Below are 14,666 nucleotides of genomic sequence, written 5' to 3' on the forward strand. Positions count from 1 at the left end.
GTTTCCAATTTTAATCTTATAAACTCTTATTTAGTAAAACAGAGGGTTCTGATGTTGTTGGAAACTCAAGAACCGTCTCCGTGGTTCAATTTAAAAGTTCTTTTGCATTAGCAACTATGTTTTCTACTGTGATGCCATTTAGTTCAAGTAACTTTTCATAAGGCGCTGATTGGCCGAATTGGTCTTGAACACCGATACGCTTTACTTTTCCTTTACCGGCTTCAGCTACTACTTCACTTACCGCACTTCCAAGGCCATTAAGGATGTTGTGGTCTTCTACTGTTACGATTTTTCCGATTTCTACGCACTCTAACACAGCTTCTTTATCAAGTGGTTTTATAGTGTGCATGTCTAATAGCTTAACTGAGATGCCTTCTTTTTCTAGTTCTCTGGTAGCTTCTAATGCTAGACGAACAGTGTCACCGTTTGCGATGATTGCAACGTCAGTTCCGTTTTGGATTTCTTTTGCTTTTCCAATTACGAACTCTTCGCTTTCATCATAGATGAATGGCATGGCGTCTCTTGTGAAACGAAGATATACAGGTCCTTGGATTTCTGCAGCTTGAGCGACTAATTTTCTAGTAGAGTTATAATCTGCACCCATAACCACCGTCATGTTCGGAATTGTTCTATATACACCCATATCTTCGATTGCTTGGTGACTCCCACCGTCATTCGCTGGAGTTAAACCACCGTGAGAGCAAGCGATTTTAACATTTAAGTTTGGATAACAAGCTTCTTGGCGAATTTGCTCAGTCATTCGTAATGAACCGAATACAGCGTATGTGCTGATGAATGGAATTTTACCAGTTGCCGCAAGACCTGCAGCTAAACCTGCAGCGTTTTGTTCAGCGATCCCAACGTTTACGTGTTGGTTTGGTAGTTCTTTAGCAAATTTAGTTGTTTTACATGATTTACCGATATCAATATCCACAACATAAATGTCTTTATTATTTTTCCCTAATTCTACAATTTCATCACCGAATGCTTCTCTAGTAGCTTTTTTTGTTTGGATGTCTTTTGCTAAAACTGTCATTATCTTAACCCCCTTGCTACTTCTGCGATTGCTTGTTCATATTGTTCTTTGTTTGGCGCAACTCCGTGCCAATCAACAACATCTTCCATGAATGAAACGCCGCGGCCTTTTACTGTGTTTGCAATAATCGCTTTTGGCCTACCGTTCTTTGAACCTCTAATCTCATCTAACGTAGCTACGATTTCTTCCATTGAATGTCCGTCGATTCTCTTAGTTTCAAAACCGAATGCAGCAAATTTAACTTCTAAATCGTGGTTTGGCATAACTTCTTCGGTTGTACCATCAATTTGAAGACCATTGTCATCAACGAATACAACTAAGTTATCTAGTTGATACTTGGCAGCTGATTGAGCGGCTTCCCAGATTTGACCTTCTTGAGCTTCTCCATCACCAACCATGGCAAATACACGGTAATCTTTCTCATCACGCTTTCCAGCTAATGCCATTCCGACTGCGCAAGATAGTCCTTGACCAAGTGATCCTGTTGAAATATCGATCCCAGGACATTTCTTCATATCAGGATGTCCTTGGAAAGGGGAACCGTATTGTCTTAAGGTATGAATCGTTTCATATGGTACAAATCCCCGCAAAGCTAGTGCAGAATATTGGATTGGACAAACATGTCCTTTTGATAAAACAAATCGATCGCGATCTTCCCATTTTGGATTTTGCGGGTCGATGTTCATTTCTCTAAAGTAAAGAGTGGTAACGATATCTGCAGCAGATAAGGATCCGCCTGGATGTCCCGATTGTGCTTCGTAAACCATTGTTAGTGCTGTTTGTCTAAGCTCGATGGCTTTTTGCTTTAATTCTTCAACACTTAATTTCATTTTTGTCACCTCGGAAGTTTTTTTATAGAATTCTCCTAGTTGTATTATTATATTGTTGTCTACTTGTCTACTAAGTACCTTATAGGTTTAATATAAATCTATTGTTTATCCTTGTCAATACATTTTAAGAAAACCTTTTCATTAGTTTTATCAATTCAATTATTTTGCCGGCTTTACTAACATAATAGGAAAATATCTATTTTTAATATTTTTTAATAAATCCATGTCTTTGATTCTATCTGCACGTAAACTACTACAAGTACAATGTGAAATTTTGTTATTATAATCAAGTTTAATCCAATCATTTTCTTTCATTGCTTAATGACGATTATTACAATACAGGTCCATTTAAAATCACGCTTTCTATAATGATTGATATACTAATAGTAGTACCAGACAAATGAATTATATTCCCTTTGTCTAGATACCATACTTTTATATAAATATATCTAGTATTAATACAAAGATTAATCCAGCAATAGCAGTTATAGTTGAAATTACACTGTATGTTGCAAATGTCTCTTTCATATCCATTCCCATGTATTCTTTAACAATCCAGAAGGCTGCATCATTTACATGAGATGCCATACAGCTTCCGGCACCAGTTGCAAGAGTAACTAATACTAAGTTAACGTCGGGAGTTTGAGCTAACATTGGCATAACTAGACCAGCAGTCGATAAAGTAGCAACTGTTCCAGATCCTAACGCGACACGTAATAATGCTGCTACTAACCATGCAAGAATTAGTGGATTAATAGATGAACCTAAGAATATTTCTGCAATATAATCACCCACACCACCATCGATAAGTACTTGTTTTATGGCTCCGCCACCACCAATGATTAAAAGTAATAATCCTAAGGCATTTATGGATGAACCACATGAATCCATCATCTTCTTAATTGGAATATTTCTTCTGATTCCCATTGTATAAACAGCTAACAAGAACGAAAGTAAAATCGCTACGGATGCATTACCTATAAATCGAATCACCATAAAAAATAAATTATCTCCTAAACCTGCTGCACCTTGAATTGCATTAACAATAGCTCCAATAGCCATTAATATGACGGGAAAGGTAGCGGTAAAAACACTAATGCCAAATCCCGGTGTATCTTCTAAATCAATATGTTTTTGTTCCTCTAATTGAGAAAGCTCTCTCTTTTTCTTGAATATTTCTGGCATTAGTTTTCCAATAAGCCTAGGATACAAAATCCCAGCAATGATAACTGTTGGAATTGCAATGATAGTACCAACAACTAATACAGTACCTACATCTGCGCCATATACTCCTGCAACAGCAGTCGCACCTGGATGTGGTGGTAAGAAAGAGTGAGTGACTAATAAAGTTGCAGCCATTGGGAGACCTAACTTGACAATCGATATATTTAACTCTTTTGAAATGGTAAATATAATCGGAATTAATAATACAAAGGCAACTTCATAAAACAATGTGATTCCTACGATAAATGAAGCAGATACAACCGCCCACTGTATTTTCTTTTTACCAAATTTATTGATTAAAGTAACAGCGATACGATGGGATCCTCCGGCATTAGCAATTAATCTTCCTAGCATAGCACCAATTCCAAAGATAAGACCAATATGACCTAGTGTCCCTCCTAAACCGTGTTCAATTGTCGCAGCAATTGATTCCGGTGGTATTCCCAAGAACAAAGCCAAAAGAAATGAGACAATAATTAAGGATACAAAGGTATTTAGTTTAAATTTCATTATTAAGATAAGTAGTAGTAAAACACCAACAGCTGTTATTAATAATGGCATGAATAACCCTCCAAATCTATCATTTCAACATTCTTCCTCATTTACATCCAGTTAAACTTAAATTGATTCCACTCATTGTTAGGATTAAACTTTTATTTCCAGAAATGCACGTTATTATTAATTTATGTAAAATACTCTTCTAATATAAATATTCTAGTTTGTTAATCTAGATATTAATTTCATATATAGCGCTTTCAATTTTTAATATAGTAACGGAGAACATGGTACACAGATATAGTTATTCACAATTAACATTTAATCATTGTGTTGAGCAAGATGATCTTCACTTACCTTAATTTTTAGCTTTGTTTTCAAGTGCCCTTTTCTAATAAATCATTTAAACTTACTTAGACAATTTATCATTTCCCTAGCAGCCTCCATAATGCCTCTATACAACGAGATGATAACCCTTTCATTTTATTTATTAGAAGATGTAAGCTATTAACCTTTTCACCTGTAGATACTAGACATATTAATTTTTAGGACTATTTCATTGTAAACTTGTCTACTAAGTAGATATCGTAAGTATAATTTTATATTTATATAGTGTCAACCCATATCAAATACTTTAAATTACTAATTTTTCATATCATAAACATGACAAATGGACTTTCTAATAAGTCCATTGTCGCTTTTATGGTGTCATGTCACTACTATTTAAATATAAAATCATTACCTCTTACTACCGCACGAATAGCTACATTCATTCCTGATACATCACCACAACTTGTTAAATCGGCAACTCTACCCATAATCCCCTTACATTCTTTGGGGTATTGATATATGATTTTGTTTTTGGATCATAAGAATACTTCTATAAATTATTACCAGATTCATAAATAAGTAGGATTGAATATAAAAAGGGTCATTCATAGTTGACTGCTCAACTTATGAATGACCCTTTTCCTACCAAATTATTTATTTTTACATTAAGTGTTTGTCACTTCAGAACTTTTTTTAGAACTATTTTCTAGGCTTCTCATTTGTTTTCCCTGTCAATACGAAAAACTTTTCACTTTTTTATAATCAAAATTCGATTTAAGAAAATCCAGCAACTATATAGCAATCCGCCGTAGTTTCTTAATTGTATTGATGACTCTAATCGGATTACATGTTAGCGATATTTTTTTCAACAGACGCATTTTCTCCTTTAACTAGAGACTTTCCTGATACTTTAACTAAAGTAACGACGATGATGGCACTTACTATTAAGCTTATACCTAGGAAAATCATACTTATATGGAAGTTACCTGTTAAATCTCTAATCCAACCTACAATATATGGACCAAAGAAACCACCAAGGTTACCGATACTGTTAATCAAGGCAATCGCACCACCTGCGGCTGCTCCAGTTAAGAAAGAAGGTGGGATAGCCCAGAATGGGGAGTAAGCACCGAACGCTCCACTTAAACTAATCGTTAATAATCCAAATGCTAACCATACATTTGTTTCTAGAACAAATGTAGCTGCTACCATGGCAACCGCACTTATAGATAAACATGCTGCCACATGCCAACGTCTTTCGTTCTTTTTATCAGAGTGGATTCCTACAAAGTACATCACAATCATCGCGAAAAAGTACATAGCACCAATTACCCAGCCCAATGATTGCATGCTTAAGCCTGTTTGCTCGGACAGTCCATTCGTGATGGTTGGTAAGAACATTACAATTCCATAATACCCAATCATCCAGAAAAAATATCCAACAGATAAAATTAAAACATCTCGATCTTTTAACGCTTGCGTGAAAGTATAGTGTTTAACTGCCTGCTTTTCTAACTGTTCTTTAGTTGTAACATCAATTAACCATTTCTTTTCATCTTTTGTTAACCAGTTTGCTTTTTCGATTGTATCATCAAGATAGAAGTAGCAAATAACACCTAGAATAATGGCAGGAATTGCTTCTAATACAAATAACCATTGCCATCCAGAGAACCCTAACCAATCAATACCTAGAAAAAAGGTTGAAAGTGGTGAACCAATTGCATTTGCTGCTGGGATTGCAATCATAAATCCAGCAATGGCTTTAGCATGGTGCTTAGATTGATAGAAACCGCTTAAATAGTGAACCATACAAGGATAGAAACTAGCTTCAGCAATCCCTAGTAAGAAACGAGCAGTATAGAATTGCCAAGGTTCTGTTATGAAAGCCATAAGGACCGCTATAATCCCCCAAGTGACCATAATACGGCTTATCCATTTTCTAGCTCCAACTTTGCTCATCATAGCGCTTCCAGGTACTTCTAAAAGGAAATACCCAAGGAAGAAAATTCCTGCTCCTAAACCGAAAACAGCATCTGAGAACCCTAAATCTTGATTCATTTGTAGTGCTGCAAACCCTATATTAACCCGGTCTAGAATTGAAATGGTAAAGCACAGGAATAAAAACGGAATTAACCTCATTGTTACTTTTTTGGTAGTAGATTGTTCTAATTGATGTGCATTCATCCTAAACAACTCCTTAGTTCCGGACTATTTATGGTACATTGTTCATAGTTATAGCAATATAGCGAAGTAAACGTTTACAATTTCATCTACCTCTTATATTGGAAAATTCTTCTTACTGTTGTAGAACAATTTTAACTTTTTGTTATTTTCATAGAAACTATGAAGGATTAAATCATTAAAATTTTAATAATACCTTTATCACATCTTCGAGCTTCTCATCAACAATCTTCATACCAGTCTTGGCCTCTTCGATGGGTAATATCTTTGAAATAAACAATGAGGTATCAAACAGGCCAGTTGCAATGGCATCCGCCGCGATTTCAAAATCATCTCTCGTATACATATTGGAGCCGATAATCTGGATTTCTTTATTTTGAAGATAGGAAATTTCAATTTCGGGTTTCTTTCCAAATAGAGCTACTTCGGAGACCTTGCCTCCCCTTTTTACTATCCTAAAAGAATCATTCAATACTGCTTGGATTCCAACGGCTATAAATACATGATCGACTCCGTCTCCGTTTGTTTTTTTTAGTATCGTTTCAATGGCATCTACTTTTGATGTCTGAATTGGGTGGGTAGCTCCAAGTCTCTTCGCAATTTCCAAGTTGTATTCCAATGCATCTGTAATGAATATTTTTGTTGCACCTGAGTTTCTTGCTGCTAATAAAATTCCTAACCCAATTGGACCCGCGCCCAAAATGGCCAATTTATCACCAAGACCGACTTTTGCTTTTCTGACAGCGTGTATACCAACCGCTAGCGGCTCAATCAAAGCACCTTGTTCAAAGGACACATTATTCGGTAATGGTACGACCGTGCTTTCTGGAACAACTATAAATTCACCGAACGATCCTGTCCATTCTTGTGTACCTAATACTTTTTTGTTTTCACAAATATTATATTCCCCAGACCGACAGCGCTTACAAGTACCACATCCGTAATGGGGTTCTACCGTAACTCGATCACCTATAGTAACACTCGATACTTCATTTCCTACATCCACTACTATTCCTGCTAGTTCATGCCCTGAGATAACTGGGGGAACCCGAAAAGGGTGTGTTCCATGATAAGCGTGTACTTCTGAACCACATATTCCAGTCACCTTCACTTGAATTTTCACTTCATGGCTTTGTTTGATATTGGGCGTGTCAACCTGATTTACTACAACAGAATATGGTTTATCAATTACTGCAGCTCTCAAATAGACCCTCCTATCTTTAACATCATTTAGTATCTTAATAGACATGTAAAACACTTTTCATAAACACTAAAATCCAACCCTAAAGCGCTTACACTTCTTTTAAAAAAGATGGTATAAGCTTGGATATACTAAATGTTTATAGTTTACACAATCTAATCATTAAATATGTTGATTAAAAGGTGCTTTTTGTTACTTAGCGTCTTTACTGCTTGTCTAACAAGTAACCTTATATTAACAGTTTACTTACAATCTATGGTTATCGTCAAGTGCTTTTAATCAAAATATAATTGAGTACCTCCATTTACCAATTTGATAGGGCAATCCTGTTGATATTAACGAAAATCGGCTATTCATAAAATTGAACTAAAATACAAAAAAGGCAAAGTCTATGCAGGTAAATGACAACTGCATGGCTTCGCCTTTTCTTTTTTAAAGGAAATTCAATTTTCTAAGGTTAAATATAATGGTTTAGCATAAAGACATTTCATCTAATTAGTCAATCCAATATCGGTTATATAAATTTTGCATATGAGATGTCATGAGTTTCACTGCTTCCTCTTGGTTGTGTTCTTCAATTGCTTTAATCAGTAATTGATGTTCACGAAAGTTAACATCTCGATAATCTGGTCGAGTAACGGTACGATCACGAATAAATTGCCACATTTCTTGCTGTTTCATCGAACTAATAATGTCTGAAATGATTTTAATAAATAGTTCATTATGTGTTGCTTTTGCAATCCCAAAGTGTAATGCCTCATCTGTTTCGGGTACATATACACCCGCGTTTGTTTCTTCTTCCATCTTATTAATAATTGTATGAAGCTCCTGAATATCTTCATCTGTAGCTCTTTCAGCAGCGAATTTTATAATAAGTGGTTCGATATTCATTCTAGCATCAATAATATCCTCTGGTGATATAGAGTCTAAAACGTGATCAGATTTAGAATCCTCTGATTGAGGTTGATTACTTTGAATATAAACACCTTCGCCTTGTCGAGAATAGATAAATCCATTCAGTTCCAAAGCACTAAGAGCTTGTCTGACTGGTGCACGGCTCACACCAAATTGTTCACATAATTCTCTCTCCGCGGGTAGTTTATCACCTATTTTAAATTCTCCTGAAAGTATACTAGAAAGAATTTGATTATAAATTTGAACATATAACTTTTTACTGGAGACTGGATTGAAATTAATTGAAAACACCCCATTCTTAAATTTTTTTTATCTTACGTTTGAATTACAATCCAATTTTATTGTCATATAAAACAGTTTCCATCTCATTTTATCCTACATTTACTCACCCTACATCTAATATTGTTAAAATAAATGGATATTAGTCTAAACGTTACCTTATTGTACAACAAACAAAGTAGACAACTATTATATTTAAAGACGCATACTTACTTTATTATAATATCTTCTTATATTCTGGGCAATATACTAACAGTTCCCCTGCTTCCGTTATTATCCATATTGAATCACTTTACATCAAAAGCAAAATAAAGCCTTTAAGAAAAATATAAAATATATATAAATACATTTTCAAATGATAACAGCCAGAACATACACATATTATTATTACTCACTAAATTAAGTTATTTAATTATGCCCTCCAATGGAAAGCAATCTATATTCATCTTGTTTTACCATTATAATTGCCTTACTTTACTCTTTTACATACTAGGACTATTTTTTTCAGTTAGTAACAAGGATTTAATCCGGATTCAGGGACGCTCATTCTCTCAATCTAATTTGTCTTGGACACGAAAGGTCTTTTCCAATAATGATTCGGTTAATACGTTCCTTTTTTCTCCCTTATCCATAACGCTCCCCGAATTGAATATTACCTTTTAATTTAGTATCTAAATATCGTAGTTTAAAGTAGCGTTCGAATATTATCCCATTCATATACAGGTTCGTTGACATTCTTGCCAGAAATGTTAACCTCAATGGTGTATTTTTTACCTCCAATAAACTCATAAAAAAGACGAGATCATCTACCAATATTATCAAACTAATAGGATGAAAGGCCGCGAAACAGCTGGAAGAGAAGAACCAATTATCGTGAAAAAGATAAAGTGAAAAAAGAGAAGATTTTATAAAATATTTATTAAATGCGAAAGCTCAAGATTAAAATAACGTGCAGGGAAGGTAGTCATAAATTGCCCTTTTTGTAGGTTTTTTAGTTTACATAAGATAAATTATAGGAAGTTAATAGTACACAAAAAAATCATCTCAAAATGACAAGTAATCTTGTACTAGTGAGAGGAATTAAAGTGTTCAAAAAAAGTACACATCTTACACGTATCATTTCACAGAACATTCAAACTTTTCCATTGCATAATATAGGGTACTCCTTATTTTGACCTCTGAATACGATTGTCCAGGACCATTCGCATTCAGAAAAACCTCTAAGTTCATTCCCTTAGAGGCTTTTTTTATTGAATCTCATTGTAACGAGTATTCTTAAATTTTGAGACAGAATTAAAAATTTAAATTATTTTTCAGTTTATCATATTTTAAATGATTATTAGTCCATAAATCTTAAAGCCCTATAGCTAATCTTTTATGTTCTTAATAATAAATTCTCCTAATTTCCCTAATAAATGTAATGTGTAAATAATCATTAATGCTCTGGCTACTACAAAACCATCTATAGCTAAGTCATATCCCCCTCGTAATAAGGCTTCCGAAAATCAAAAATAAATTGATATTGCCAGAGGTATTAAGAGAAAAATCAAAGCTAGTTGCGTTTTTTTATCCATAAGCGTCCCGCCTTAGAGTGTGAATTTTACAATTAATAGCATTGTTTCTGGAAATAATCCACATTTATTGTCATTTAAAAAATATCAGATGTAATAAAACCCTAAAATAAATAGCCACCCTATTAAAGAATGACTATTTATTTGATAAGCATATTCTGTTTCCTTTACTTTATTTCTTCTGTCGATGGTATATCTGCTTTATTAGTAGTGATATCTACTGCATATCCATTATGAAATCTTGAATCAAAATCTGGTCATCAATAATATCTCCTTTAACAGGAACAAGAAAAAGCTACTATTGGATCTATTAATGCGGGACCTTTTTATAGTATCTTCTTGTGGAGAGTGGGTGGTTTCTTTGTTCTTCTAGATGGCAACTTACTCGTTCGAGAAAAGTTGCTAGGGATAGAGAATTGGACAAGTAGTCTCATGGTACAAGGGACCTGGCCCCTCGTACCATTATTCGGGGAAACCATTAAAGTAAAAGGAAATGACAAAAGTATACTCAAGTACAAAGCGGTGATTATGCTTGGTCCCCCCTATGATCAGAGTTCATATTTACAAAGGGGTAGGAGATCAATTAAATTTTAGAAACGTTTTCTGCTTGAGAGCCACGTTGTCCTTTTAGAATATCAAATTGTACACGTTGCCCTTCATCAAAGGAATTAAAACCATCACCAGTAATCTTTACTATTGTTATGTAAATAAAATAAAAAATGGTTTCCTGGTCTGGAAACAATTTTTGTAGTTGACCATATGGTGTTACCAATTCGTTTTTCTCTTTTACGTAAAGAAGATAAACAATTACTATTCACTGTCTCAGTAGATGTAGAAAATTCTTAAAGATAGAGGTGAGATTGATTGTTTTTTCTTCTAGAAATAATGACTTAAATAATATATTGTATACCTAAAACAATGAAAGCCCTACCTCTCTTTCATCCTTACGGCTCCTTGTCCGTGCCAGTGTGAATCAGGATTGCAAAAATCAAGTGACTATTTTATCGAGTTATTTGATGAAACTTCAAACGTTCGTAAAAGAAATTTAAATAATAAAAGTGGATTAGATTGTAGAAATAACAAATGAGGTTAATGTTCTAAAGGTGAGTTGGAGAAGTTGAATGTCTTTGAAAAGATTTACTTTTATAAATATATTCCCAAAAAATTCAGGATATTTTCGGGAGATGTAATACATTATCTTAAATTAACCTTAACAGAAACTTTTTATTTGATTTTCAGTAATCCCTTTAATTAATCCCAGTTCACTAATCAAAAATTCATGTGCGTTATCTAACATTTTTTTTTCGCTTGTATTAAGTGCTTTTTCTTTCTTCATACGCATTAAATCACGTACAACTTCAGTACATTCTTGTAATTTACCCGTTTTTATTTTGTCCGTGTTCACTTTATACCTTTGTTTCCACGGCAGTAATCTATCTGATTCTCCATGATGAAAAATGTTTATGATGTGTATTAATGCAATTATGTCAGTAACAGGGCGTATACTTGAACTCAATATTTTACCCGTAGGAATCATGACTTGCATATTACCAATTAACATTTTTATGACATAATACTGTTGTTTTTCCCCTGAGATTTCCTTTTCTTCTATGGCTTTAATTATACCTACTCCGTGCATTGGATAAACAATGTTATCGCCAATTTGAAACAAATAATCCACCTCCATATATGGTAACCTTCTTAAGCTTAACATATATATTATTTTTTATCAAATTTTTAATAATACCATAAATTTATTTTCAGTGTCAACTACTTTTTCCTTATAAATCAGAAAAAGCAAAAACAATAGGAATCGTGTTGGATTACCAATAAAGGGAAGGTTAATTTTCCCGCGTATATTCTGAAACCTCTACTAACCTTAATATTATTATTCTATATAAAACCTGCCTTGTTCAGCAATCGCTACCCGTTACTTTAAGTGCAATTCATCACAATCTTTATTTTAACATAAATACTCAATACGCCTTGATAGTCCATTAGAATCGAAGCAGAAAATATCCTTCAAGTATCTCATAAAAATAAGAGTCATTTTATAAGCCACTCTCATTAAATTAGGATAATTATATGCTACACTTGGTTTACCATTTGATTTACTGTTTTCATGTCCCCTACTCCTTTACGAGTGGGGGTTCTTTGTTTCACAGAAAAAAGAAAAGCAGACTCCCATAAAAGAGCCTGCCTTCCCTGTTTTGTAAAATTAAGCAGCTTTACGTACGTTTGAAGCTTGAGGTCCACGTTGACCTTGCTCCACATCAAAAGTCACTGCTTGACCTTCATCTAAAGTTTTGTAACCTTCGCCTTGAATCGCTGAGAAATGAACGAATACATCGTCTCCACCTTCACGTTCGATGAATCCGAAGCCTTTTTCGCCATTAAACCATTTTACATTACCTTTTTCCATTTGTATTGCCTCCTAGTGTGTAAACACACACAATGTAATACTACCCTTGCTCTCAGTGATCTTCAAGATGAAAAGTTACAAATCCTTTACACCGAACAAAAATAATTCTTTTTAATCATAACATTTTTTGTAAGAAATGTCAAGATGCAGAAAAAACACAAGCTCACTATTTCTTTATGATAATCATTGCCGTATATTTTGTATCAGGATTCACTCCATATTCTGTGTGCATGCTTACAGCAAGAGGAACAGCTTGTATTTAACATCTATCAGCTTTCCTTCCTCTAATGAGCCAAGAAAATCATTAACTACCCGAATAAGTTCTGCGAAGTCTGTACTTTGAAAACCTTTTGCCTCATACATAAATTTATCCCTCACTTCATCTTATATTTATACACAAAAGGCATATTCTCCTATAAGAACTCCTTTTATTTAAATTCCTTTCACCCGTCTTATTTGTTTGTAATATTTATGTACTTTTGTTTTTCAACTATTCTGCCCCGATAGCTGCATAAAGAAAAAGCTGTCATAAAGACAGCTCCGATCTTCAGCTAACGCACCCGTTAGTTCTATAAGGAAAAGTGAACCTTTTTAAACAATCGTGCCCGTTTTTTGCATCAGCTTTTTATTTTTAATCATTTAAACCAGCCCTTACGCCAAAACCATAACAACATTACAGAGCCAACTGATACCATAACTCCCAACACTCCAAAATATCCCCATTGCCAAGTAAGTTCTGGCATATATTCAAAATTCATCCCATATATACTGGCAATAAACGTTAAGGGTATGAAAACTGATGTCATAACAGTTAGTGTCTTCATAATTCTGTTCATTCGGTTTGAATTTAGTGAAATATAGTTGTCTCGTATATCTGCCGTCATTTCTCGATTAGATTCGATCATTTCAGAAAGTCTCAATAAATGGTCGTATATATCCATAAAATAGACTCGATCATCTTTTGGGACTATCACTCTCTCCGAATTTAAAATTCTATACAGCAATTCTCTCATCGGAAAAATTGTGCGCCTTAACTTAAGTAACTGGTTTCTTATTTCATAAACATTTTCAATTAAATCTTGATTTGTTCTATTCATTTCTATTTCATTCAATTCATCTTCACTTTTATAAATACTTGGAAAATACTCATCTACAATTTTATCCATTATTGAATAAAAAATGTGGAGAACCCCTTTATTAATAGTTTTTTTATCCTCCATTACTCTTTTTCGAACCATTCCTATTTCACTTGAAGGTGATGAATGGAAAGTAACTATAAAATTGTGTCCGACAAATATATCTAATTCTTCAGGTGCAAGGGAGAATTGGTTTAAAGTGTGTAGCACAAAAAAATTATACCCATCATAATAATCAAGTTTTGGACGCTGTAGAAAATGTAAGCAGTCTTCAATTGCAAGTGGATGGAAATCAAAATGAGTTTTTAAAAGCAGTGCTTCTTCATCATTAGGTGTATCGAAATCTACCCAAAACCATTTAATATCTGAATCATCTAAACGTTTTAATGGTATATCAGTTATTAGTTCTAAATCGTTTGTTACGGCAAAAGTATGAATCATATGTATCGCATCCTCTTTTATTTGTAAATTAAACACTACCTCTTTGTTTCAGATACAAATTATTAATAAGCTAAAGAATTGGTCTAATATATTATAACTCCTTATGGAACTATACTGCCCCTATAGTTCCATAAAGAAAAAGCTGCCTTAAAGACAGCTCTGATTTTCAGCTAACGCACCCTTCATTAGGGATAAAATCTCATTCTCCTGTTAAAATCTCTATAAAAATAATGGTAATAACAAAAGCTAACAAAGAAAGTAAAACTCTATTAAATAAATGAATAGGCATTAGACGTTCTTTTAGCTTAAAGTATCCATTTAACACGACGATTAGTATAGCTAAATGAATAATTATTGCTATTAAATCAGTGTAAGTAAATGGCTTGCTTATGTAACTATCTGGGTAAAACCCTGTTAGGATTATTACAGTAAATAGAATAAATTGGATTCCAAAATATTTAATAAGATTCAAACTGCATAAGCTCCTTCTCAATTTCTCATTGTGTTTCACCATTATTGTAGCTGTAAGAAACAACTTTGGGAAACAGTAAATATCGAGAAAACTTCTTCAACTAACCTGCCCCGTTAGTGCCATAAGAAAAAGC

General features: G+C 33.8%; 11 protein-coding genes. All 11 read right to left on the reverse strand.

The window, feature by feature from the left end:
- Window positions 1-85: 85 nt before the first annotated feature.
- A complete protein-coding gene (locus tag J7I90_RS16515; protein ID WP_095394096.1) occupies window positions 86-1,036 on the reverse strand; it encodes a transketolase family protein in 951 nt (316 codons plus the stop codon).
- Window positions 1,036-1,866, reverse strand: a complete 831-nt coding sequence (locus J7I90_RS16520; protein ID WP_082854670.1) for a transketolase — start codon at window positions 1,864-1,866, stop codon at window positions 1,036-1,038. The genes J7I90_RS16515 and J7I90_RS16520 overlap by 1 nt, the downstream gene beginning before the upstream one ends.
- A 435-nt stretch (window positions 1,867-2,301) precedes the next feature.
- Entirely contained in the window at window positions 2,302-3,651 is a 1,350-nt protein-coding gene (locus J7I90_RS16525; RefSeq protein ID WP_214772921.1) for a gluconate:H+ symporter, read from the reverse strand.
- Window positions 3,652-4,758: 1,107 nt separating this feature from the next.
- Window positions 4,759-6,099 carry an MFS transporter gene (locus tag J7I90_RS16530; protein ID WP_214772922.1) on the reverse strand — a complete coding sequence of 447 codons (1,341 nt, stop codon included), beginning with the start codon at window positions 6,097-6,099 and terminating at the stop codon, window positions 4,759-4,761.
- Window positions 6,100-6,274: 175 nt separating this feature from the next.
- Window positions 6,275-7,300, reverse strand: a complete 1,026-nt coding sequence (locus tag J7I90_RS16535) for a zinc-dependent alcohol dehydrogenase (protein ID WP_214772923.1) — start codon at window positions 7,298-7,300, stop codon at window positions 6,275-6,277.
- A gap of 492 nt (window positions 7,301-7,792) precedes the next feature.
- The gene (locus J7I90_RS16540; protein ID WP_098866208.1) at window positions 7,793-8,503 is read right to left on the reverse strand and encodes a FadR/GntR family transcriptional regulator; all 711 of its coding nucleotides are present in this window, start codon (window positions 8,501-8,503) and stop codon (window positions 7,793-7,795) included.
- 2,142 nt (window positions 8,504-10,645) lie between these two features.
- Complete coding sequence (locus tag J7I90_RS16545) at window positions 10,646-10,834, reverse strand: cold shock domain-containing protein (protein ID WP_214772924.1); 189 nt, start codon at window positions 10,832-10,834, stop codon at window positions 10,646-10,648.
- A gap of 438 nt (window positions 10,835-11,272) precedes the next feature.
- The gene (locus J7I90_RS16550; protein WP_214772930.1) at window positions 11,273-11,734 is read right to left on the reverse strand and encodes a CarD family transcriptional regulator; all 462 of its coding nucleotides are present in this window, start codon (window positions 11,732-11,734) and stop codon (window positions 11,273-11,275) included.
- Window positions 11,735-12,280: 546 nt separating this feature from the next.
- Window positions 12,281-12,484, reverse strand: a complete 204-nt coding sequence (locus J7I90_RS16555) for a cold-shock protein (RefSeq protein WP_096340629.1) — start codon at window positions 12,482-12,484, stop codon at window positions 12,281-12,283.
- Window positions 12,485-12,718: 234 nt separating this feature from the next.
- Entirely contained in the window at window positions 12,719-12,862 is a 144-nt protein-coding gene (locus J7I90_RS16560) for a sporulation protein Cse60 (protein ID WP_214772925.1), read from the reverse strand.
- A gap of 257 nt (window positions 12,863-13,119) precedes the next feature.
- Window positions 13,120-14,061, reverse strand: coding sequence for a magnesium/cobalt transporter CorA (gene corA, locus J7I90_RS16565; RefSeq protein WP_214772931.1), 942 nt, complete (start codon window positions 14,059-14,061; stop codon window positions 13,120-13,122).
- Between the last annotated feature and the right edge of the window lie 605 nt (window positions 14,062-14,666).

Origin of the sequence: Bacillus sp. ISL-57 (assembly GCF_018613135.1) — a bacterium.
Lineage (GTDB): Bacteria > Bacillota > Bacilli > Bacillales > DSM-1321 > Peribacillus > Peribacillus frigoritolerans.

Coding starts and splice junctions, on each gene's coding strand:
- J7I90_RS16515 (WP_095394096.1), bottom strand. CDS start 1,036: ATGACAGTTTTAGCAAAAGACATCCAAACAAAAAAAGCTACTAGAGAA.
- J7I90_RS16520 (WP_082854670.1), bottom strand. CDS start 1,866: ATGAAATTAAGTGTTGAAGAATTAAAGCAAAAAGCCATCGAGCTTAGA.
- J7I90_RS16525 (WP_214772921.1), bottom strand. CDS start 3,651: ATGCCATTATTAATAACAGCTGTTGGTGTTTTACTACTACTTATCTTA.
- J7I90_RS16530 (WP_214772922.1), bottom strand. CDS start 6,099: ATGAATGCACATCAATTAGAACAATCTACTACCAAAAAAGTAACAATG.
- J7I90_RS16555 (WP_096340629.1), bottom strand. CDS start 12,484: ATGGAAAAAGGTAATGTAAAATGGTTTAATGGCGAAAAAGGCTTCGGA.
- corA (WP_214772931.1), bottom strand. CDS start 14,061: ATGATTCATACTTTTGCCGTAACAAACGATTTAGAACTAATAACTGAT.